General features: G+C 65.7%; 23 protein-coding genes. 10 read left to right on the top strand and 13 right to left on the bottom strand.

All coding sequences use genetic code 11. The features are described from left to right. Positions 1-95 precede the first annotated feature (95 nt). The 4 genes from GGR48_RS02285 to GGR48_RS02270 all read left to right on the top strand — a co-directional run bounded on the left by GGR48_RS02285 (position 96) and on the right by GGR48_RS02270 (position 6353). Entirely contained in the window at positions 96-2711 is a 2616-nt protein-coding gene (locus GGR48_RS02285; RefSeq protein ID WP_183950610.1) for a putative bifunctional diguanylate cyclase/phosphodiesterase, read from the top strand. Positions 2712-3014: 303 nt separating this feature from the next. Continuing rightward, the gene (locus GGR48_RS02280; protein ID WP_183950271.1) at positions 3015-3485 is read left to right on the top strand and encodes a DUF3429 domain-containing protein; all 471 of its coding nucleotides are present in this window, start codon (positions 3015-3017) and stop codon (positions 3483-3485) included. A 371-nt stretch (positions 3486-3856) separates the two neighbouring features. After that, positions 3857-5770, top strand: a complete 1914-nt coding sequence (locus GGR48_RS02275) for a ribonucleoside-diphosphate reductase subunit alpha (RefSeq protein WP_183950609.1) — start codon at positions 3857-3859, stop codon at positions 5768-5770. Positions 5771-5924: 154 nt separating this feature from the next. Continuing rightward, positions 5925-6353: an endonuclease domain-containing protein gene (locus tag GGR48_RS02270; protein ID WP_183950270.1), complete on the top strand. Its 429-nt coding sequence runs from the start codon at positions 5925-5927 to the stop codon at positions 6351-6353. Positions 6354-6427: 74 nt separating this feature from the next. Here GGR48_RS02270 and GGR48_RS02265 read toward each other — a convergent pair whose 3' ends face one another. Continuing rightward, the gene (locus GGR48_RS02265) at positions 6428-6679 is read right to left on the bottom strand and encodes a DUF2171 domain-containing protein (protein WP_183950269.1); all 252 of its coding nucleotides are present in this window, start codon (positions 6677-6679) and stop codon (positions 6428-6430) included. Positions 6680-6735: 56 nt separating this feature from the next. Between GGR48_RS02265 and GGR48_RS02260 the strand changes: the two genes are divergently transcribed. From GGR48_RS02260 to GGR48_RS02250, 3 genes are read left to right on the top strand one after another with little or no spacing between them, the layout of a single operon-like run. Beyond that, positions 6736-6933, top strand: a complete 198-nt coding sequence (locus tag GGR48_RS02260) for a hypothetical protein (protein WP_183950268.1) — start codon at positions 6736-6738, stop codon at positions 6931-6933. Then, on the top strand, positions 6930-7229 hold the full coding sequence (locus GGR48_RS02255) for a hypothetical protein (RefSeq protein ID WP_183950267.1): 300 nt from the start codon (positions 6930-6932) through the stop codon (positions 7227-7229). The genes GGR48_RS02260 and GGR48_RS02255 overlap by 4 nt, the downstream gene beginning before the upstream one ends. A 5-nt stretch (positions 7230-7234) precedes the next feature. Then, positions 7235-8290, top strand: coding sequence for a ribonucleotide-diphosphate reductase subunit beta (locus GGR48_RS02250; RefSeq protein WP_183950266.1), 1056 nt, complete (start codon positions 7235-7237; stop codon positions 8288-8290). A gap of 710 nt (positions 8291-9000) precedes the next feature. Here GGR48_RS02250 and GGR48_RS02245 read toward each other — a convergent pair. The 6 genes from GGR48_RS02245 to GGR48_RS02220 form a co-directional block, all read right to left on the bottom strand. Next, positions 9001-9333, bottom strand: coding sequence for an HNH endonuclease (locus tag GGR48_RS02245; protein WP_240456158.1), 333 nt, complete (start codon positions 9331-9333; stop codon positions 9001-9003). Between the two features lie 94 nt (positions 9334-9427). After that, a complete protein-coding gene (locus GGR48_RS02240; RefSeq protein WP_183950265.1) occupies positions 9428-10060 on the bottom strand; it encodes an outer membrane protein in 633 nt (210 codons plus the stop codon). Positions 10061-10292: 232 nt separating this feature from the next. Then, positions 10293-10613 (bottom strand): MliC family protein, encoded by a 321-nt coding sequence (locus GGR48_RS02235; protein WP_183950264.1) that lies wholly within the window; start codon positions 10611-10613, stop codon positions 10293-10295. Continuing rightward, positions 10610-10951 (bottom strand): DNA primase, encoded by a 342-nt coding sequence (locus GGR48_RS02230; RefSeq protein ID WP_183950263.1) that lies wholly within the window; start codon positions 10949-10951, stop codon positions 10610-10612. The genes GGR48_RS02235 and GGR48_RS02230 overlap by 4 nt, the downstream gene beginning before the upstream one ends. A gap of 71 nt (positions 10952-11022) precedes the next feature. Further along, entirely contained in the window at positions 11023-12270 is a 1248-nt protein-coding gene (locus tag GGR48_RS02225; protein WP_183950262.1) for a multidrug effflux MFS transporter, read from the bottom strand. Between the two features lie 104 nt (positions 12271-12374). Beyond that, positions 12375-12884 (bottom strand): class I SAM-dependent methyltransferase, encoded by a 510-nt coding sequence (locus tag GGR48_RS02220; RefSeq protein ID WP_338110540.1) that lies wholly within the window; start codon positions 12882-12884, stop codon positions 12375-12377. A gap of 234 nt (positions 12885-13118) precedes the next feature. Here GGR48_RS02220 and GGR48_RS02215 point away from each other — a divergent pair, with 234 nt between their 5' ends. Next, positions 13119-13616: a hypothetical protein gene (locus GGR48_RS02215; RefSeq protein ID WP_183950260.1), complete on the top strand. Its 498-nt coding sequence runs from the start codon at positions 13119-13121 to the stop codon at positions 13614-13616. Between the two features lie 68 nt (positions 13617-13684). After that, positions 13685-14641 carry an isopenicillin N synthase family dioxygenase gene (locus tag GGR48_RS02210; RefSeq protein ID WP_183950259.1) on the top strand — a complete coding sequence of 319 codons (957 nt, stop codon included), beginning with the start codon at positions 13685-13687 and terminating at the stop codon, positions 14639-14641. A gap of 175 nt (positions 14642-14816) precedes the next feature. Here GGR48_RS02210 and GGR48_RS02205 read toward each other — a convergent pair whose 3' ends face one another. Then, on the bottom strand, positions 14817-16106 hold the full coding sequence (locus GGR48_RS02205; RefSeq protein ID WP_183950258.1) for a homoserine dehydrogenase: 1290 nt from the start codon (positions 16104-16106) through the stop codon (positions 14817-14819). A 124-nt stretch (positions 16107-16230) separates the two neighbouring features. On the opposite strand from GGR48_RS02205, the gene GGR48_RS02200 reads away from it, so the two are divergent. Continuing rightward, positions 16231-16806 carry a 3'-5' exonuclease gene (locus GGR48_RS02200; protein WP_183950257.1) on the top strand — a complete coding sequence of 192 codons (576 nt, stop codon included), beginning with the start codon at positions 16231-16233 and terminating at the stop codon, positions 16804-16806. 131 nt (positions 16807-16937) lie between these two features. Here GGR48_RS02200 and GGR48_RS02195 read toward each other — a convergent pair whose 3' ends face one another. The 5 genes from GGR48_RS02195 to GGR48_RS02175 all read right to left on the bottom strand — a co-directional run bounded on the left by GGR48_RS02195 (position 16938) and on the right by GGR48_RS02175 (position 19628). Beyond that, positions 16938-17366, bottom strand: a complete 429-nt coding sequence (locus tag GGR48_RS02195) for a hypothetical protein (RefSeq protein WP_183950256.1) — start codon at positions 17364-17366, stop codon at positions 16938-16940. A 16-nt stretch (positions 17367-17382) separates the two neighbouring features. Then, the gene (locus GGR48_RS02190; protein ID WP_240456157.1) at positions 17383-17763 is read right to left on the bottom strand and encodes a hypothetical protein; all 381 of its coding nucleotides are present in this window, start codon (positions 17761-17763) and stop codon (positions 17383-17385) included. 80 nt (positions 17764-17843) lie between these two features. After that, complete coding sequence (locus tag GGR48_RS02185) at positions 17844-18104, bottom strand: hypothetical protein (RefSeq protein ID WP_183950255.1); 261 nt, start codon at positions 18102-18104, stop codon at positions 17844-17846. Between the two features lie 36 nt (positions 18105-18140). After that, positions 18141-18575, bottom strand: a complete 435-nt coding sequence (locus GGR48_RS02180; RefSeq protein WP_183950254.1) for a CoA-binding protein — start codon at positions 18573-18575, stop codon at positions 18141-18143. Positions 18576-18665: 90 nt separating this feature from the next. Next, entirely contained in the window at positions 18666-19628 is a 963-nt protein-coding gene (locus GGR48_RS02175) for an Mrp/NBP35 family ATP-binding protein (RefSeq protein WP_183950253.1), read from the bottom strand. Positions 19629-19687 lie beyond the last annotated feature (59 nt).

Genomic DNA, 19687 nt, shown 5'->3' with positions numbered 1-19687 from the left:
CTTAACTCCGGCGGGCGCAGGGTCGCCCCGAGCCGCCCTGGGACCCAAAACCGCGCATGTCATCCGCCTCCGACCGCATATCCTTTCTCGCCCTGATGGGGATCGTCGAGGACAATGACGAACTGCTGGTCGATCTGCATCTGACGCGCGTCCGCATCTTGTGCCGGACCTGGCCGCTGTCGATTCTTCAGAATCTGGTCGCGGTGGCGATCATTTTAGGCATCAGCCTGCGCTATGACCCCTCTGCATTGTTCATCGAAAAGGCGACCGGCGGCGCGGCGTTGTTGCTCGCCACGGCGGCCTTCGGGGTGGTGCTGTGGCGCGGCAACACATGGCAATGGCCCTTCTACCGGTTGAAGCAGTGGCTGATCGTGATGGGCTTCGCGATCGCGGTCGCGTCCGGCCCCCTGCTGCTGCTGACCGCGCAGTCACATGACGGCGTCACGGGATGGGCATCGGCGCTGACGCTGTTCTGCGCGATGTGGGCGACCGCGACGGTGCTGCATCCGGTCCGATGCGCGCTGATCGGTTATTCGTTCGGCTTCGCCTTTCTGGCGCCGATCGCCGCCATGGCCTGGGGCGCATCGTTGCCGCTGACGCTGGCCGCCGTCGTGCCGCCGCTGCTCTTCCTAGTGATGAACGCGCGATGCAGCGGGCAGATGGATTATAATGTCGCCGATGCCCGCGCCCGCGCCTTTGGCCAAGGGCAGCAGGCGGTCAAGATGATCGCCGAGTTCGAGGAGCACGGCACCGGCTGGTTCTGGGAAACCGATCGCCATGGCCGGCTGACCTATCTGTCCGACAAGGTGGCGCAGGACCTCCGTGCGATCGGCGTCGATCCCACCGGTCGGCTGCTGACCGAGCTGTTCCAGATGGACTCGTCGGAACCCGGCACCGAGCGGACCCTGTCCTTCCACATGGCGTCGCGCACCAGCTTTTCCGATTACACTATCTGCGCGGTGTCGGGCGATCCGCGCGCGCAGGACCGCTGGTGGTCGATTTCGGGCCGTCCGATCATCGACGGCATCGGCCGGTTTCGCGGCTTCATCGGCTCGGGCTCGGACCTGACCGAAAAGCGCCGGTCGGAGGCGGAGATCACCCGGCTGGCGCTGTTCGACGGGCTGACCGGCCTGGCCAATCGCCAACGCATGAAGCTGTCGCTCGACAAGACGCTGAAACAGTCGATCAATCCCTACCGCCCGACTGCGCTGTTCCTGATGGACCTCGACCGGTTCAAGGCGGTCAACGACACGCTGGGCCATCAGGCCGGCGACCTGTTGCTGCAACAGGTCGCGCGGCGGCTGGAACAGACGGTCGGCGATGTCGGGCTGGTCGGTCGGCTGGGCGGCGACGAGTTCCAGATCGTCCTGCCCGGCATCGACCAGCGCGAGCGGCTATCCTCGCTGGCGACCGACATCATCGCCACCCTGTCGCGCCCCTATGACATCCAGGGGGTCGAGGTGACGATCGGCTGTTCGATCGGCATCGCCATCGCGCCGCATGACGGGGACGATTCGCAGGCGCTGATCCGCAACGCCGATCTGGGCCTTTATGCCGCCAAGGGCGATGGGCGCGGCGTGCACCGTTTCTATGCCGAGACGATGCTGGAGGGCGCGCGCAGCCGCAAGCGGATGGAGGAGGATTTGCGCATCGCCATCGCGCAAGGGCAATTCCACCTCGCCTATCAACCCGTCGTCTCGACGCATGACGCACGCATCGTCGGCTATGAGGCGCTGCTGCGCTGGACCCACCCGACCCAGGGCGACATTCCCCCAGGCCAGTTCGTGCCGGTGGCAGAGGAATGCGGGCTGATCGAGCAGATCGGCGAATGGGTGATGCGCACCGCCTGCATGGAGGCCGCCAGCTGGCCGCTGCCCGCGCGCGTCGCGGTTAATGTCTCGTCGGTGCAGTTCGCCAAGCCCAATCTGTCGGCGCTGGTCGCGCAGGCGCTGGCGCAGTCCGGCCTGGCGCCATCGCGGCTGGAACTGGAGATCACCGAAAGCGTGTTTCTGCGCGACGATCAGGAATCGGAACGCCAGTTCGCCGCGCTGAAGGCGCTGGGCGTCCGCCTCGCGCTCGACGATTTCGGCACCGGCTATTCCTCGCTCGGCTATCTGCGTCATGCGCCGTTCGACAAGATCAAGATCGACCAGTCCTTCGTGCGCGGTGCGGTCGGATCGGGCAATCGCAACGCCGCCATCATCCGCGCGATCGTGACGCTGGCCGATACGCTGGGCATGGAAACCACCGCCGAGGGAGTCGAGCTTCAGGACGAGATCGAACTGATCCGCGAACTGGGGTGCAGCCATATCCAGGGCTTCGTCTATGGCCGGCCGGTGCCCGTCGCCGAGGTGCATCGCATGCTGGACGACGGCGATGCCCATGCCGAGCCGGTCGGCCTGAAATCGATGCGGCGCACGCGGGTTAAAATGCTGCGCTCCGCCCAGATCATCTCGGGCAGCGCCGTCCTCGACGTGCGCATCCGCGACCTGTCGCCATCGGGCATGATGATCGAGGGGCTGCCCCCCGCCTATATCGTGTGCGGCGCCGCGATCGGGTTGCGCGTCGGCACCGACAAGCCGCTGCGCAGCTATATCCGCTGGGAGCGCGATGGACGGGTCGGCATCGCCTTCGCCACGCCCCTGCCCGAGGATCACCCCTGGCTCGACATGGCGATCAGCGAGGACGGATCCCGACGCCAATCGGCCTGACCCTCTTTCCTCTCCTGAAAGAGGGGATCGTTGCGAAAACGCTTTACACCACCCCGGCTTGCGCCGGGGTGGTGCATGAAGAGCGGGGAAACGCCAATTCCGCAACGACGCCCTGCAAGGGGAGGTGGCAGGCCTGACGGGGGTGTCCCGGTTGGAGGGGTCGGGCTGAACCACGACGGGCGACACCCCTCCACCATGGTCCACGCGGTCCCTCTCCCCTCGCAGGGAGGAATGGGAATGTGCGGCGACCGCCGACGCAACGGCTTGGGCGGATAGGAAAGCCGGGCCACACGTTCGCGCCCGATGACCGACACCACGCCCCATCCCGCCCCCACGCCCGAGGGTAATGCTCCAAACGCGCCCTGGCTCAGCCTGATCTTCGGCTATGGCCCCGTGCTGGTCCTGCCGATCGCCGCTATCGGCGCGTGGATGGGCTTTCCGCTGGCGCTGGTCATCGGGCAGATGTGGGGCGGAGCCATCCTCGTCTTCCTGGCCGGGGTCGCGCGCGGGTTGAGCTTCTTCACCCCCGGCGGGCCGCATGTGTCACAGATGCTGACCATGATCCTGCGCTTCTCGCTGGGTCTGCTGGCGCTGATCGCCTCGCCGCCGGTGGGGCTGGCGCTGTTGCTGGTCGGCTATGCCTCGATCGCGCTCACCGACCCCTGGCTGGCGCGCTGGGGCGGGGCGCCGCGTCATTTCGCGCGGTTGCGGCCCCCACAAATGGGGGTCGCGTTGATCGGCCTGCTGGCATTGTTTTTGCTGTCCCTGAACTGACCCACAGCCGATCCCGACCGCTAAAAAAGTTTTTTTAAGGCTTGCGCTTCATGAACCCCGCAGACATCCACGCGTCGCGGGTTCAGGGCGCTTGCACGCCGCCGCCATTCGTCGCAACCAACCTCCTCCCCAGGCTTTACCCCTCTTGCGGTAACCGCCGGGATTTTACACTATATAGTGGAAGAGGCCGGGGGCGGCCCCAAGTACTGGTAGGATGATGATATGCCACCCGGCATCATCGGGATCGGACGAACACCCGGAATCACCGGGCGCCGGTTCCCCATCCTTGCCATCGCGACGTTCGCGGCGCGCAGGTGCAAGGGGCGGGACGCCGGCTCGAACGGATCAGGAACAAAGGAGCGGCATCAATGATGGATTTCAGGGATGACCCGGATAGCGACATGACGACTGACATGCTTGAGAAGATGGCGGCGGACACTGCCGCCCCGGCCCCGACGCCCGCCGACACCAAGTCGGTGCGCCCGCAACCCTATCCGGTCGAAGTCGACCATGCGCGCGATGCGCTGCTGACCGATTTCGGCAAGGAAACGCTGAACGACCGCTATCTCCTGCCCGGCGAAAGCTATCAGGACCTGTTCGTGCGCGTGGCGTCGGCCTATGCCGACAATGCCGAGCATGCCCAACGGCTGTACGACTATATATCGAAGCTGTGGTTCATGCCCGCGACGCCGGTGCTGTCGAACGGCGGCACGGGTCGCGGTCTGCCGATCAGCTGCTACCTCAACTCGGTGCCCGACAGCCTGGACGGCATCGTCACCACCTGGAACGAGAATGTGTGGCTCGCCTCGCGCGGCGGCGGCATCGGCACCTATTGGGGCCAGGTGCGCGGCATCGGCGAGCCGGTCGGCCTGAACGGCAAGACCAGCGGCATCATCCCCTTCGTCCGCGTGATGGACTCGCTGACGCTGGCGATCAGCCAGGGCTCGCTGCGCCGTGGCTCGGCCGCCTGCTATCTCGACATCTCGCACCCCGAGATCGAGGAGTTCCTGGAAATCCGGAAACCCTCGGGCGACTTCAACCGCAAGGCGCTGAACCTGCACCACGGCGTGCTGATCCCCGACGCTTTCATGGAGGCGGTGCGCGACGGCGCGGAATGGCATCTCAAGAGCCCCAAGACCGGCGAGGTCCGCGCCACGGTCGACGCGCGCGCGCTGTTCCAGAAGCTGGTCGAAACCCGTCTGGCGACCGGCGAGCCGTACATCGTGTTCGCCGACCATGTGAACAAGAACATGCCCAAGCATCACCGCGAGCTGGGGCTGAAGGTGTCGACCTCGAACCTGTGTTCGGAAATCACCCTGCCGACCGGCATCGATCACAAGGGCAAGGATCGCACCGCCGTCTGCTGTCTGTCGTCGCTGAACCTCGAAACCTGGGACCAGTGGAAGGACGACAAGCAGTTCATCGAGGACGTGATGCGCTTCCTCGACAACGTGCTGCAGGACTATATCGACCGTCACGAGCCGGGCATGGAGCGCGCCGCCTATTCGGCGGGTCGCGAGCGTTCGGTGGGTCTGGGCGTGATGGGCTTCCACAGCTTTCTGCAGGCGCGCGGTATCCCCTTCGAGGGCGCGATGGCCAAGTCGTGGAACCTGCGGATGTTCAAGCACATCAACGCGCAGGTGAACCAGGCGTCGATGACGCTGGCGGTCGAGCGTGGCCCCTGCCCCGACGCGGCCGATGTCGGCGTGATGGAGCGCTTCAGCTGCAAGATGGCGATCGCGCCGACCGCGTCGATCTCGATCATCTGCGGCGGCACCAGCGCCTGCATCGAACCGATCCCGGCGAACATCTATACCCACAAGACGCTGTCGGGGTCATTCTCGGTCAAGAACGCCTATCTGGAAAAGATCCTGATCGCCAAGTCGAAGAACTCTGACGCGGTGTGGAACTCGATCCTGGAGCATGGCGGCTCGGTCCAGCATCTCGACTTCCTGTCGGCGGAAGAGAAGGACACGTTCAAGACCTCGTTCGAGATCGACCAGCGCTGGCTGCTCGAACTGGCGGGCGACCGGACGCCCTATATCGACCAGGCGCAGTCGCTGAACCTGTTCATTCCGGCCGATGTAGAAAAGTGGGACCTGCTGATGCTCCACTTCCGCGCGTGGGAGCTGGGCATCAAGTCGCTCTATTATCTGCGGTCGAAGTCGGTGCAGCGCGCCGGGTTCGCCGGTTCGGGCGGTGTGGAAGCCGACAACACGATCAGCGCGCCGAAGTTCGAGATCGGGGAAACGACCGATTATGACGAATGCCTGGCGTGCCAGTGATCGGGCTTTGAGAGCATAGGCTGCCCTCACCCTCCCACCCGGCTTATGCCGGGCGGGCCCCTCCCTCTCCCGAGGGGAGAGGGGTGAGACAGTCTAATCCCTCTCCCCTCGGGGGGGGGGGGGGAGCCGCATAGCGGCGGAAGGGTGAGGGCAGATGCGCCTTTACGAGAAGCAGCCGATCGGCACGGTTCCTCGCGCCCGCCAACTCCGCCGCGACGCGTCCGAACCCGAACGCCGCCTGCTTCGTGCGCTGCGTGAAACCTATCCGCATTTGAAATGGCGTCACCAGACGCCGCTGGGACCATTCTTCGCCGACATGCTGTGCTTTTCCGAAAAGCTGGTCATAGAGGTCGACGGCGACACGCACGCCGTCGAAGAAGATTATGACGCGTCTCGCGAAGATTTCATAGCGCGAGAGGGATATCGGACGATCCGCGTCACAAATGCGGAGGTGATGCAGAACCTTGAAGGCGTCCTCACCCAAATCTCCTTCTCCCTCCGGGAGAAGGAAGGGGCCCGCGCGGTGCAGCCGCGTGGGAAGGATGAGGGCAGTTCCTCAAAGAAAAAGGGCGACGTCGCATGAACGACGCCGCCCTCACCCTTCCGCGCCCTGACGGGCGCTCCCTCCCTCTCCCGATGGGAGAGGGAGAGTGTGGCTCACTCCGCCTCTTCGAACTGGTCGACGGCGTTCTGCGCGGTGGCCGACAGGCGGACCTGATCGCCCTCGACCTCGGCGACGAGGCCGATCGGCAGGTAATGATGCTTGGCGCCCTGCCCGTCCTGGGTCTGCGGGCTATCGTTCTTGGTCAGCTTGATGCGGTCGCCCTGGACGTGGTCGACGGTGCCGACATGGACGCCGTCCGCACCGATGACTTCCGCATGTTCCTTGATCTGGCTGACATCGACCATCGTTCGTCTCCTGTGTTGGGGTCGGTCTGGGAACGCGCCACGCCGGAATTGGTCGCATGACATCGGCGTTCATCATGTACGCGGTCGCCGCGGTGCTCGGCGGGATAGGCGCGGTCCTGCTACTGCAACTCCGTTACCCCCGATCGGACCAGGGCCGCTACGCCCGGCTGATCGCGGGCACCATGTTCGCCATGGGCGGGATCATTCTCGCCGGTTTCGCCAGCGCCCTGCGGCAATGGAGCATAGGGGCATGAATATGGTCGAACGACTCCTCATGCTGATCGCAGCGCTGGCGGTAGTCGGCTTCATCGTTCTGGGCTTTCGGGCTTATGGCGATGCCGATCTCGGCCAGTGTTTCCTTGAAGCCCATGGCCGTCGGGGACGCTTCATCCGCTCTTATCTATGCAGCCCCTATTTGCTGGCTGGCCGTCCGCGTGACTGGTTCGCCTTCGTCTGGCTCTGGTCGTTCCCCGTGACGATCGCAGCCTTCGCCCTTTCCGCTCGGCGCTACCTGCGCCGTGCCTCCCTTAACATCATTCGTCCGGAGTAACCCCGATGCCTCTCCTCCAAGCCTCCAAGCAGTATAAGCCCTTCGAATACCCCTGGGCGTTCGAGTTCTGGAAGCGCCAGCAACAGCTCCACTGGCTGCCCGAAGAGGTGCCGCTGGGCGAGGATTGCCGCGACTGGGCGCAGAAGCTGACCGATCATGAGCGCAACCTGCTGACCCAGATCTTCCGCTTCTTCACCCAGGCGGACGTCGAGGTGCAGGACTGCTATCACGAGAAGTACGGCCGGGTGTTCAAGCCGACCGAGATCAAGATGATGCTGACCGCCTTCTCCAACATGGAGACGGTGCATATCGCCGCGTACAGCCATCTGCTCGATACGATCGGCATGCCCGAGAGCGAGTACGGTGCCTTCCTCGAATATGCCGAGATGAAGGACAAGCATGACTACATGCAGAATTTCGGCGTCGACAGCGACGAGGACATCGCCCGCACGCTCGCCATGTTCGGCGGCTTCACCGAGGGTGTTCAGCTGTTCGCGTCCTTCGCGATGCTGATGAACTTCCCGCGCTTCAACAAGATGAAGGGCATGGGCCAGATCGTCAGCTGGTCGGTGCGCGACGAGAGCCTGCACTGCGAGGGCATCATCCGCATGTTCCACGCCTTCTGCCAGGAGCGCCAGTGCCTGACCAAGGCGGTCAAGGACGACATCGCCGATGTCTGCCAGACGACGATCCGCCTGGAGGACAATTTCATCGACCTCGCCTTTGAAATGGGCCCGGTCGAGGGGATGAAGCCCAAGGAGATCAAGAAGTATATCCGCTACATCGCCGATTGGCGCCTCGGCCAGCTGGGCCTGAAGCCGATCTACATGATCGACGAGCATCCCCTGCCCTGGCTGACCCCGCTGCTGAACGGCGTCGAGCATGCCAACTTCTTCGAGACGCGCGCGACCGAATATTCCAAGGCGGCGACGCGCGGCCAGTGGAACGACGTCTGGGACGCATTCGACACCCGGCAAAAGGCCAAGACCGCCAAGGCGGCGAACGAAGAGCCGAGCGAGACCGGCGACATGTTCTCGGCGGCGGGTGTCGCGGCGGAGTGATGCGATAGGGAGGAAGCATCTCCTCCCTTCCCTTCTTTATGGCGCCGACCGACCATAGGCGATCCAAGAGGAGGGGATAATGGCGAGCTACTACGTCAACAACAATGCGCAGCCGAATGGGGACCATGAAGTCCATGTCTCTGGTTGCCGGTACATGCCGTCGGACAAGAAATATCTTGGCGAGTATGGCTCCTGCGCGCCGGCGGTAACGGAAGCGAAGAAGACGTATAGACAATCCAATGGTTGTGCGACGTGCTCTTCCAGCTGCCACACGAGCTGATCTAAAGAGCATATTTTTCAGGGCGGGCTTCGGTCCGCCCTTTTTCGTTCACGCGAAGCCGCGATGGCGCGAAGACGGTTGGTTCGCGCGGAGGCGCGGAGGGCGCAGAGAAGAAGAAAAGGAAGAAGACTGGAAGGCCCGCAAAATCCCTTCCCTCCGTTCAGCCTGAGCGAAGTCGAAGGCCACGGGGCAACGCTTGCCCCATTTACGCGATCAGACTTGGCCTGCGGCCGAAGGGCTTATGAGGGAAGGTTTGCCCTTGGCCTTCGACTTCGCTCAGGCTGAACGGAGGGTGGAGAAAGCGGGTCGCTCCTCCAAAACTTCTCTCTGCGTCCTCCGCGCCTCTGCGCGAACCAACAACTTCCGCTCCTACGGCCCAGCGAGAACCGAAACCCTTAGCGCCATCGCGGCTTCGCGTGAACAAGAAAACCTACCGCCCCACCCTAGTCGGCGCATGGAAATCCGCCGGCTTCCCCGCGATCCATCTCAGAAACCGCGCGACGTCGGGATGCGCCCGCAGCACCGCGAAATCCGAATAGTCCCTTGCCAGTTCCGCATTGGTCAGCGTCGCATGGATCGTGCGGTGACAGATCGGGTGGACCGGCGCCGTCTCGCGCCCGCCCTCGCTCTTGGGCACGGGATGGTGCCATTCGACCTTCACCCCCAGCGGTCGCTCGCATAGCGCACAACTCAACGGTGGCGCCGCCGCCGCCCGCTCCGCCGCTGCGGCCAAACCCGCCTTGCGCTTTACCCGTCCGACCATGGCCGGCGATATGGGAAGCGTGCCCCCAAAGGAAAACGGGGTCCGGCATCGCTGCCGAACCCCGCCACCTTAAGCCAACTGGACCCGTGAAGGATCAGAAGTGTGCGACCACACCCGCCATCGGACGGAACGAGTGGGCGTCGTCGAAGGTCGAGACTTCCAGACGCAGACGCAGACCCGAGTTGCCGGTCAGGCCGCCCAGACCGATGTCCTTCGGGCCAACTTCGGCGCCGACGCCGTACACGGTGCCGTGATAGTCGCGCTTCAGGTCGCCCTGGACGCCCGGAGCGAAGTTGTGGAAGTTGTTCCAGCGATAGCCGACCTTGCCGTAGAACAGGCCGCTTTCACCGGCGCGGAAGCCCGCGCGGCCATAGGCGCCATACTGCCAGTCGATGTCACCCGACACGCCCTTGGCGACCGCGCCCTCGGCGCCGACGAACACGGGGCCCAACGGCACGTTAAAGCCGACGATGCCCTCGATCAGCGCGCCGTCCAGGTTATAGCCCTTGGGCTGCGCGGGGATGCCGGCGACCGACTGGCGATCGAACTGCTCCCAACCACCCATGACCGCAACGTACGGCTCGATACCGAAGGCGCGGGTGCCATCGGGAGCGGTCGCGGTGTCGGCGGCAGGCGCCGTCGTGTCGGTGGTGTTCATGTCCTGGGCCATGGCGGGCACGGCGACGAACGCGGCCGCAGCAGCGGCGACGAGGGAAAGCTTACGCATGTGAGATACCCTTCTCTTATTCTATGTGGGGCGGCGGCATGAACCGCTCAGCCCAGGCTCGCTTAACCGGCAAAAACGTTCGCGGTTGCACAGAAGTGGTATTTTCGGTCGCGTTATCGGAACCTGTTGCCCAAGAGACACAGTTCCTGTCACCGAGATGAACCAATTGCGGGCAGAATGCGGCAACGGTCAATTTGTGCCGCTTTTTGGCCGCGAAATGCGTCTTTGCTTATCAAATTGCGGTACAACGAAGCGATTCGCCGGTGGGCCGAGTGAGAACCACCATATCGCCCTTGCCGCGCAGGTCGTGACCGACCCCGGAATAATGGATGCCGGAGGCGACCTGTTGCCCTTCCATCCGCAATTCCAGGTCGTCGATCCGCATCAGCGCACTGTCGTCGCGATTGTCGAAACGGACCCAGAACTGGCTGCCATTGTCGCAGCGAAAGCTGCTGGACATCATCGGTGGCAGGCCGGCGCGCGGATCGGGCATGGTCGAACAACCGACCAGCACGATCGCGCCCGCCGCCAGGGCGACGGGCAGACCGTTCATGGCCGCAGGGCCGTATCGTCGGCGTCGTCGATGTCACCATCGGCCACGCGGTCCTGCTCGAAATCCTCCTGAAGATCGTCCTCGTCGAGATCCTCTTCGGCCATATCGACCGAAGCGTCGGTCTCACCGACCTCTTCGGAGTCCATGTCGAGTTCGTCGATCGGCTCGTCCTCGACGCTGTCGTCGCCCAGATCGGGTTCGATATCGGTCAGCAGGACGCCGTCGCTGGGGCCGTCGCGTGTGACCTCCAGGATCTCGGCGCGCTGGCTCTCGTCATAGCCTTCCTCGTCGAAACCATCGTCGCCCGATCCCTGGCTGGGAACCTGATGTCCGCCCATGCTTGCCTCCTGTCCTCGATTACGGAGGTGGAACGGCGCTGACGTCGGGGCGGTTCCCGGAATGGCCAGGATCAGAGCGGCCGGAACATCCGACCGCGCTCGGTGACGAAGACGACGCCGAAGGCCGCGATCCCCGCCGTCAGGAAGCCCAGCACCAGCGGCCCCGCCGTCCCGTCAAAGGCCTGGCCGATGCCGGCGCCGATGATCGAGCCGATGGTGACGCTGGTAAAGCCCTGTACGCTCGACGCGGTGCCGGCGATGCCGCCCATCCGCTCCATCGCCATCGCCGAGAAATTGGAGGTGGCAAGGCCGAAACAGGCCATGGTGATCGCTTGCAACACCGCGAACGTCACCAGCGACTCTATCCCCAGCGCGATGAGGGCAAAGTGCAGCGCGGAAACCGCGATCAGGATCGACACCGCACTATGGCTGATTAACCGGGTGCCGAGCCGCATCACGATCCGCGAATTGAGCAGATTGGCCGCCGCCATCGTGACCGAGGTGGTGGCGAAGATCAGCGCCAGCAGCTTCTCACGGCCGAAGGTCACCGCCATGATCGGCTGGATCGAGTTGAGATAGCCATAGAGTGCCGCCATCAGCGCGGTCGCGGCCAGCGTATAGCCCAGCGACAGCCGGTCGGTCGCCGTCTCGCGCCACCCGCTCCAGATACGGCTGGGCGAGATGGGCAGCTGCGCCTCGGGCGCCAGCGTCTCGGGCATGCGGACCGCGAACCAGATCAGCACCAGCGTCGACAGCCCCGCGATCGTCCAGAAGATCAGCCGCCAGTTGCCGAACAGCAGGACCAGCTCGCCAAAGGCCGGCGCCAGGATCGGCACGACCATGAAGACCATGAAGGCGATCGACATGACCTGCGCCATCGCACGGCCATGATAACAGTCGCGGACCAGCGCGACCGTCGCCACCCGCGTCGCCGCGATCGCCGCGCCCGCACAGACGCGTGCGACCATCAGCAGCAGGAAGCTGCCCGCCACCGCCGATGCGGCATTGGCAATGATATAGATGACCAGCGCCACCACCAGCACCCGCCGCCGTCCATAGCGATCCGCCAGCGGGCCATGCACCAGCTGCGCGACACCGAACCCGATCAGAAAGGCGGTGACGACGAACGGCCGCGCGGCGGGCGAGGCGTTCAACGCCTCCCCGATCGCGGGAAGCGCGGGCAGCATCGAGTCGATCCCCAGCGCGGTCAACGCCATCAGCGCCGCGATCAGAAGGACGAACTCGACAAACCCGATCGGCGCGCCGGGGGGTTCGACGGCGACGGGGGTCACCGGATCAGCGGAACGGGATTCGGACATGATGACTGCCACATAGGGATGATCGGCAGGCAGGGGAACCGGGAAAACCCGGATGACGGGATGTGGTTTCCATCCCGCCATCGCCGCCAGCCCTTCCCTGGGGATCAGGCGGATTTGCGCGCGTCGTAATAGTAATTCTGCCCTTCATCGGTCAGGCCACCGACCAGAACGAGGCCATGCTCGGCCATTCGTGCGGCATAGGCCTCCGCCCCCAACGAACGGGACTCGCGCCCGGTCAGGGTATCGTGCCATTCGCATCGCTGGCGCGGGGCGCTGAACAGGAAACGGCCATCAGGCTTCAACGCGTGCGCCACCTTTGCCAACAGCGTGTCCTGTTCAGCCTCCGACAACAGGAAGATAAGGCCGATTGCGACGACGCCGTCAAAGCGGCGTGCGAAAAGGTCGCTGTGCTGCACCGGCTCGCAACGGGCGGGCATGTTCGGAAGGTTGGCGCGATAGGCGGACAGCAGTGACGGGGACGCGTCGATCCCCCACACCGCAAACCCGTCACCGGCCAACGCCTGTGCGATCGGCACACCGGAGCCGCAGCCCAGGTCGAGGATCGCCGTCGATGGCGGAAAGGCATTTGCGGCCCACCATCGAACCAGTCCCACGCCAATGTCCGAGCGGATCGCCACGAACGTCTCGGCAACGGCTTCCCAGCCTGCGGATGGATCGGTCGTCCTGTCATGCGTTCCTTCAACCCACGGCCCAGGATCTCGGTGCACGCGGGTCCGGGGATGCCCGTCCTGCGTTCAAACCGACATTCAGCGTCGCTAAATCTTGCCGGGCGGACAATCCCAACCCGGCCATATCGGTCCACAGGACGCTTGAGGGAGTTTACCACCATGTCCATCCTGTCCCGCACACCCCTTGCCCTCCCCCTCCTCGCCGCGCTCACTTTGTCCGCCTGCGATCGGCCGACGGAAGGGACGTCGATTTCGATCAACAGCGCGGACGGGCAGACGCTGGCGGCGGTCGATGGCAAGTCGGGGGAGGTGAAGCTGGCGCTGCCCGGCTTTTCCGGGGCGTTCAAGCTGCCCAAAATGTCGCTGGAGGCGGACAATTTCGAGCTGAACGGGGTGCATCTCTATCCCGGCTCGACCATCCGCAACGTCGATGTCGGCAATGGTCGCGACAAGGCGCTCACCATGACCTTCGACAGCCCGGCCGATCCCGCCACGGTGCGCAGCTGGTTCCGCGACAAGATGGGCGAGGCCGACTTCACCCTGACCGATCAGGGCGCGGCGCTGGTCGGCAAGACGGCGGAAGAAAAGCCGTTCCGCCTGGAACTGCGCCCAGAGGGCGGCGACCGATCGACGGGGACGATCACGCTGGGCGGATAAGCCGGCCTGTTCCATGGCGCGACGACGCGGTATAGCCCCGGGTCTATTCGCTTTTTTGGACATATGCCATGACCGACACCCGCTCCGCCGAGGTTCCGACGCTCAGCCTCGCCGATCAGGACCGCGATCCGCACGCCTTCGCCACCGCACTGGGCGGATCGTTCGAGCGGTTCGGCTTTGCGATCGTCGCCGATCACGGCGTGCCGGGCGAGCTGATCGACCGCGCCTGGGCGCAGACCAAGGCGCTGTTCGACCTGCCCGAGGAGGAAAAGCGCGGCTATCACGTCCCCGGCGGCGGCGGCGCGCGTGGCTATACCCCGTTCAAGACCGAGATTGCCAAGGATGCCAAGGTCGTCGACCTGAAGGAATTCTGGCATGTCGGCCGCGAACTGCCCGAGGGGCACGCCTATGCCGACCGGATGCCCGCCAATATCTGGCCCGAGCGGCCGGAAGGGTTCCGCGACGATTTCCTCGAACTCTTCGCCGCCTTCGACCGGGCGGGCGACCGGCTGCTTTCGGCGATCGCACGGCATCTGAAGCTCGATCCGCACTGGTTCGACCCGGCGGTGAAGGACGGCAATTCGGTGCTGCGCCTGCTCCACTATCCGCCGATCCCGGCCGATGCCGAAGGCGTGCGAGCGGGCGCGCATGAGGACATCAACCTGATCACCCTGCTGCTGGGTGCGGAGGAAGCGGGCCTCGAACTGCTCGATCGCGATTCGGGCGAGTGGCTGGCGATCCGTCCGCCCGAGGGTGCGATGGTCGTCAATGTCGGCGACATGCTCCAGCGGCTGACCAACCACGTCCTGCCCTCGACCACGCACCGGGTGGTCAACCCGCCGGTCGAACGGCGCGGCTTTTCGCGCTACTCAATGCCGTTCTTCCTGCACCCGGCGCCCGATTTCCTGATCGAGACGCTGCCGGGGACGGTGAGCGCGGAGAATCCGAACCGCTATCCGACGCCGATTACGGCGCATGACTATCTGTATGAGCGGTTGGTGGAGATCGGGTTGATCAAGAAGTGAGGGAGTGGGGGGAGCCATGGGCGACGTCGCCTGCGGCCTTCCCTCCCCCAGCCCCTCCCGCCTGCGGGAGGGGAGTTTCAGAAATTCAGACGTTCGTTCTTGCCGCTCCCCTCCCGCAAGCGGGAGGGGCTGGGGGAGGGCAAGGTGTCTCACCGAGACCGAAGCCCCCAACAAATCACCCCAGAATATGCATCAGCAGCGGCTGCCCGACCAAGCTCTGGCTCCCCCGCAGCCGCTCCAGCGCCTGCGCCACCGCGCGCTCCGGCCCCTCATGCGTCACGATCGCGATCATGACCCCGCCATCGGCCGCTTCGCCGCGCTGGATCAGGCTCTCGATCGAAACCCCCGCATCGCGCATCGCGGCGGCGATCTCGGCCAATACGCCGACCTTGTCCTGCACGGTGAAGCGCAAATAAGCGCGACCCCGCCGCTCGCCGCTATCCGCCTTCACCGCCGCCGTCAGCTCATGCGCGGGCATGGCAAAGGAGGCGCCATATTCGCCGCGCGCGATGTCGATCAGGTCGGCGACCACCGCGCTGGCGGTCGGGCCATCGCCCGCGCCGGCGCCCTGGAACAGCAGCCGGCCGACGAAATTGCCTTCCGCCACGACCGCGTTGGTCGAGCCGGTGACATGCGCCAGCGGATGGTCGAGCGGGACGAGATGCGGATGCACCCGCTGGAACAGGCCGTTCGCTCCCTCCTCCGCCACGCCGACGAGGCGGACACGGTAGCCGAGCGACGCCGCCTGGGCGATGTCGGCGGCCAGCACATGGCGCACGCCGCCGATCGCGACATCGTCGAACGCGGGCTGCGTACCGAAGGCGATGGCGGCCAGGATCGACAGCTTGTGCGCCGCGTCGACGCCGTCGATGTCGAAACTGGGGTCCGCCTCGGCATAACCCAGCGCCTGCGCTTCGGCGAGAACCTCGGCGAAGTCGCGGCCTTCGGCTTCCATCTTGGACAGGATGAAATTGCAGGTGCCGTTGAGGATGCCATAGACGCGCGCGATGGCATTGGCCGCCGCGCCTTCGCGCAAGCCCTTGATGACCGGGATGCCGCCCGCGACCGCCGCCTCGAACTTCAGCGCGGCGTTCGACTCCTCCGCCTTCTGCGCCAGTTCCAGCCCGTGATGCGCCAGCATCGCCTTGTTGGCCGTCACGAAGCCGCGCCCCGCCCCCAGCGCGGTGCGCGCCAGGGTAAGGGCCGGGCCGTCCGATCCACCGATCAGCTCGACCACGACATCGGCGTTCGGATGCGAGGCGAGCGCGGCGGTATCGTCCACCCATTCGAAGCGCGACAGGTCGACGCCCCGATCCTTGCTCCGGTCGCGGGCGGAGACGGCGACGATCTCGATCGGCCGGCCGGCGCGCCGGGTAATCAGGTCACGGTTCGCATCGAGCAGGCGAATGACGCCGCCCCCCACCGTGCCCAGTCCCGCCAAAGCCACCCGCAATGCGTCGCCCATCTTCGTTTCCCATATCCTTGAGCGTTCGTAAGACCCGGGGCGGTAGCGGATAGAAACGGTCGCTGTCGAGCCGCGTCAGGACCTTTTATTGCTCAAACGCCGATAAGTCCCTATGACGCCCCGCATGACTCCCCCTGATTTCGTGGTCATCGACGTCGAAACCGCCTGTTCGCGTACCAGCAGCATCTGTCAGATCGGCATCGTCGGCTATGCCGCCGGCGTCGAGGTGCTCGCCTATGAAACGCTGGTCGACCCTTGCGACGATTTCAGCAGCTTCAACATCGCCATCCACGGCATCACCGCCGACCATGTGCTGGGCAAACCGACCTTCGCCGCGCTGCACCCCGAACTGGCCGCGCATCTGGGCGGGCGGGTGACGGTGGCGCATTCCGGGTTCGACAAGGGCGCGTTGGGCCGCGCGTGCGAGCGCGACGCCCTGCCCCCGATCGCGGCGCGCTGGCTGGACAGCGTGACGATAGCCCGGCGTGCCTGGCCCGAGTTGCCCAATCACAAGCTCAACACACTGGCGACGTTTCTGGAGCTAGAGCACCGCCATCACGACGCGCTGAGCGATGCGCGCGCCGCCGGGCAGGTGGTGTTGCGCGCGATGGCGCAGACGGGTCTGTCGCTGACCGACTGGTTCACCCCGCCGCTGTCCGCGCGTGCACGGCGCAAGGTGATGCGGGCGGATCAGGCGTAACCGATCCTCCCCGGCACGGGGAGTTGGCAGGGCGTAGCCCTGACGGAGGGGGTTTTCCGCCCGCGACATCCTTTGCGGCCATCCCCCCTCCACCATGCTTCGCATGGTCCCCCTCCCCGTGCCGGGGAGGATCAGGGTTCGAGATGTCCGGCCGGGGCCGGGCCGTCGAGTGCGATGGGTATGCGCTTGCTCTTGTCGCGCGACTTGTCGACCAGCTTGCTGATCCCGATCCGCGCCTCATTGGCCAGCATCATCGCCGGGGCGAGCAAGTTGAAGCCGGTCTGGCAGCCCCATTGGCTCGCCGCGCAGGGCGTGCCTTCCGCCCGCAAGGCGCCGATCCCGGTCAGGTTGGGGTTCGATGGCACAGGCCCACTCGGCGGCAGGTCATCCTTCAGCGGCAAACGATCGTTCGCCTGCCGCCGGCCGCAGACGATCACCTCTGCCTCGCCGCCGGCCGATGGCGGACAGGGGTCCTGCAACAGGATCGAGAAACGCTCCGTTCCGGTTGCCGGCGGCGTGGCCGGCGCGGCCTGAAGGGCGATCAGCAACAGGGACAGCATCGGGTGCTCCTTCGTCTCACGGGGCGGGCTTGCGCAGCGTCGCGCCGTGGTCGCGGGGGTTGGTGTCCATCGTTACGCCGGCGAAGCCGCCATTCACCAGGAAGGGCGACATCTCGTCGATCGGCGTCGTGCGCGCGAGCAGCCGGGTGCGCTCTGCCATCACCGCCTCGTGCTTCGGATCGCCGGGTTCGGGCTGCGGGACGAACGGCACGCGGAACCGGTCCGCATTTCGTCGGCCACAGACGGTGATGTCGGTACTGTTGCGGTCGTAGACGCAGGGCCGCTCGACGCTGGTCAGCCGGCGGGTGTTCGCGACGATCGTATCGACCGATGGCATTTCGGCCGCGGGCGACTGCACCGCCATCGTCAGCAACAGGGTCGACATCATCCCGGTCATGGCAGCCCTCCCGACATCAGGTCATAACGGCGGGAGGATGCCCCTTTCGACGGACCGACGCCAGCGGGATTGGAACCGTTTCAGCGGTCGATCGACTCGCGGAGCAATGTGCGGGGCTTGCTGCGGCAATATTTGTCGCCGACCACCGCGCAATAGGTGCCGTCATTGGCGAAGGCGCGCGTCTTGGAGTCGATCGGCATCGGATTGTCCTGCGCTAGCCGATAGGGCGAGCGCTTGTGCACCGGCGGGCACGTCGTGACCGTGCAGGCCGGCGTCAGGCGCGGCAGCGTCACCGACTGGCCCGAGGGCGAACCCGCCAGCAGCAGCAAAAACGGAACCATCCCCATTCTCCCCTCTTCGCCGATATTATCGGGCGATCATGCGCCTTCGACGGGCGCGATGCCAAGCCGGGGAATCTCGATGGCGGGACAGCGGTCCATGACGACCTTCAACCCCGCCGCTTCCGCGCGCGCGGCGGCTGCCTCGTTGACTATGCCGAGCTGCATCCAGATGGCCTTGGCGCCGATTTGAATCGCCTCTTCGACGATCGGCTCGACCGCGTCCGATCGGCGGAAGATGTCGACGATGTCGATCGAATCGCCCAGCTGGCCCAGTTCGCGGAAGACGAACTCGCCGTGCACATGCTCGCCGGTGATTTGGGGATTGACCGGGATCACGCGATAGCCGTGATCCTGCAGCCGCTTCATGACGCCATAGGACGGGCGGTCGGGGCGATCGGACGCGCCGACCAGCGCGATGGTGCGCGCCTCGGTCAGCAGCGCGCGAATGTCTTCGTCGGTGGTCAACGGCATCGGCTTTCCCCTTCGCCTCGCCGCCGATCCGGTCGTCATCGCAGGTGCGGCGGGCACGTCGTCGTCAAACGCCCCGCCGCCCCGCTGGTTTCATCCGCCGCGCGGCGCCTGCGCCAGCCAGTTCGCCACCTGCGCGGCAATCGGCGCGAACACCGCATCGTCCTCGCCGGCGGCCGGCGGGCGGCCGGCGTCGGAGGCGGTGCGGATCGCGATGGTCAGCGGCACGCGGCCCAGGAACGGAATGCCCAGCTCGGCCGCCGCCGCTTCCGCGCCGCCCGAACCGAACGGGTCCGAGAGGCCACCGCAATGCGGACAGCAATAGCCGGCCATATTCTCGACCAGACCGATGATCGGCACGCCCGCCTTGGCGAACAGGTCGATCGCGCGCCGCGCATCGATCAGCGCCAGGTCCTGCGGCGTCGAGACGATCACCGCGCCGGCCGGGCGATGCTTCTGCACCATGGTCAGCTGCACGTCGCCGGTGCCCGGCGGCAGGTCGAGGATCAGCGTGTCGGTCGCGCCCCAGTCGCCATCGACCAGCTGGCTGAGCGCGCCCGCCGCCATCGGCCCGCGCCAGGCGATCGCCTTGTCCGGCTCGACCAGCTGGCCCATCGACAGCAGCGAGACGCCGTAAGGGGTGGCCACGGGTTGCAGCTTGCCGTCCTGCGCGACCGGCTTCACCCCCTCGGCCGCCATCAGCCGGGGCTGCGACGGGCCATAGATGTCGGCATCGACCAGCCCGGTCTTGCGCCCCATCCGCGCCAGCGCGATGGCGAGATTGGCCGACAGGGTCGATTTGCCGACGCCGCCCTTGCCGCTGGCGACCGCGATGATCCGCCGCTCCAGCTTCTCGGCGGTCAGGACGATGCGGACATCCTCCACCCCGGGCTGCATCGCGGCGGCCTTGACCTGTTCCTCCAGCGCGTGGCGATCCGCGCCGTCCAGCCCGGTCGCGTCGAGGACCACGCCCGCCTTGGCGCCCTCCATCCGAACGTTCGCGCGCTTGCCCGCCACGGCGGCCACCGCCGCCTTCACCGTATCGATCATGCTCATGACGCGGCAGATAGGACGCCATCGACGGCTTGGCACTGTTTTTGTCGCTGAACCGTTCC

Origin of the sequence: Sphingomonas pseudosanguinis (assembly GCF_014196255.1) — a bacterium.
GTDB lineage: Bacteria > Pseudomonadota > Alphaproteobacteria > Sphingomonadales > Sphingomonadaceae > Sphingomonas > Sphingomonas pseudosanguinis.
This window is presented reverse-complemented; position numbering and strand designations above follow the sequence as displayed.

Excerpts from the sequence above, each read along its gene's own strand:
- GGR48_RS02285 (WP_183950610.1), top strand. The coding sequence starts at position 96 with ATGGGGATCGTCGAGGACAATGACGAACTGCTGGTCGATCTGCATCTG.
- GGR48_RS02280 (WP_183950271.1), top strand. The coding sequence starts at position 3,015 with ATGACCGACACCACGCCCCATCCCGCCCCCACGCCCGAGGGTAATGCT.
- GGR48_RS02275 (WP_183950609.1), top strand. The coding sequence starts at position 3,857 with ATGGATTTCAGGGATGACCCGGATAGCGACATGACGACTGACATGCTT.
- GGR48_RS02270 (WP_183950270.1), top strand. The coding sequence starts at position 5,925 with ATGCGCCTTTACGAGAAGCAGCCGATCGGCACGGTTCCTCGCGCCCGC.
- GGR48_RS02265 (WP_183950269.1), bottom strand. The coding sequence starts at position 6,679 with ATGGTCGATGTCAGCCAGATCAAGGAACATGCGGAAGTCATCGGTGCG.
- GGR48_RS02260 (WP_183950268.1), top strand. The coding sequence starts at position 6,736 with ATGACATCGGCGTTCATCATGTACGCGGTCGCCGCGGTGCTCGGCGGG.
- GGR48_RS02255 (WP_183950267.1), top strand. The coding sequence starts at position 6,930 with ATGAATATGGTCGAACGACTCCTCATGCTGATCGCAGCGCTGGCGGTA.
- GGR48_RS02250 (WP_183950266.1), top strand. The coding sequence starts at position 7,235 with ATGCCTCTCCTCCAAGCCTCCAAGCAGTATAAGCCCTTCGAATACCCC.
- GGR48_RS02245 (WP_240456158.1), bottom strand. The coding sequence starts at position 9,333 with ATGGTCGGACGGGTAAAGCGCAAGGCGGGTTTGGCCGCAGCGGCGGAG.
- GGR48_RS02240 (WP_183950265.1), bottom strand. The coding sequence starts at position 10,060 with ATGCGTAAGCTTTCCCTCGTCGCCGCTGCTGCGGCCGCGTTCGTCGCC.
- GGR48_RS02235 (WP_183950264.1), bottom strand. The coding sequence starts at position 10,613 with ATGAACGGTCTGCCCGTCGCCCTGGCGGCGGGCGCGATCGTGCTGGTC.
- GGR48_RS02230 (WP_183950263.1), bottom strand. The coding sequence starts at position 10,951 with ATGGGCGGACATCAGGTTCCCAGCCAGGGATCGGGCGACGATGGTTTC.
- GGR48_RS02225 (WP_183950262.1), bottom strand. The coding sequence starts at position 12,270 with ATGTCCGAATCCCGTTCCGCTGATCCGGTGACCCCCGTCGCCGTCGAA.
- GGR48_RS02215 (WP_183950260.1), top strand. The coding sequence starts at position 13,119 with ATGTCCATCCTGTCCCGCACACCCCTTGCCCTCCCCCTCCTCGCCGCG.
- GGR48_RS02210 (WP_183950259.1), top strand. The coding sequence starts at position 13,685 with ATGACCGACACCCGCTCCGCCGAGGTTCCGACGCTCAGCCTCGCCGAT.
- GGR48_RS02205 (WP_183950258.1), bottom strand. The coding sequence starts at position 16,106 with ATGGGCGACGCATTGCGGGTGGCTTTGGCGGGACTGGGCACGGTGGGG.
- GGR48_RS02200 (WP_183950257.1), top strand. The coding sequence starts at position 16,231 with ATGACTCCCCCTGATTTCGTGGTCATCGACGTCGAAACCGCCTGTTCG.
- GGR48_RS02195 (WP_183950256.1), bottom strand. The coding sequence starts at position 17,366 with ATGCTGTCCCTGTTGCTGATCGCCCTTCAGGCCGCGCCGGCCACGCCG.
- GGR48_RS02190 (WP_240456157.1), bottom strand. The coding sequence starts at position 17,763 with ATGACCGGGATGATGTCGACCCTGTTGCTGACGATGGCGGTGCAGTCG.
- GGR48_RS02185 (WP_183950255.1), bottom strand. The coding sequence starts at position 18,104 with ATGGTTCCGTTTTTGCTGCTGCTGGCGGGTTCGCCCTCGGGCCAGTCG.
- GGR48_RS02180 (WP_183950254.1), bottom strand. The coding sequence starts at position 18,575 with ATGCCGTTGACCACCGACGAAGACATTCGCGCGCTGCTGACCGAGGCG.
- GGR48_RS02175 (WP_183950253.1), bottom strand. The coding sequence starts at position 19,628 with ATGAGCATGATCGATACGGTGAAGGCGGCGGTGGCCGCCGTGGCGGGC.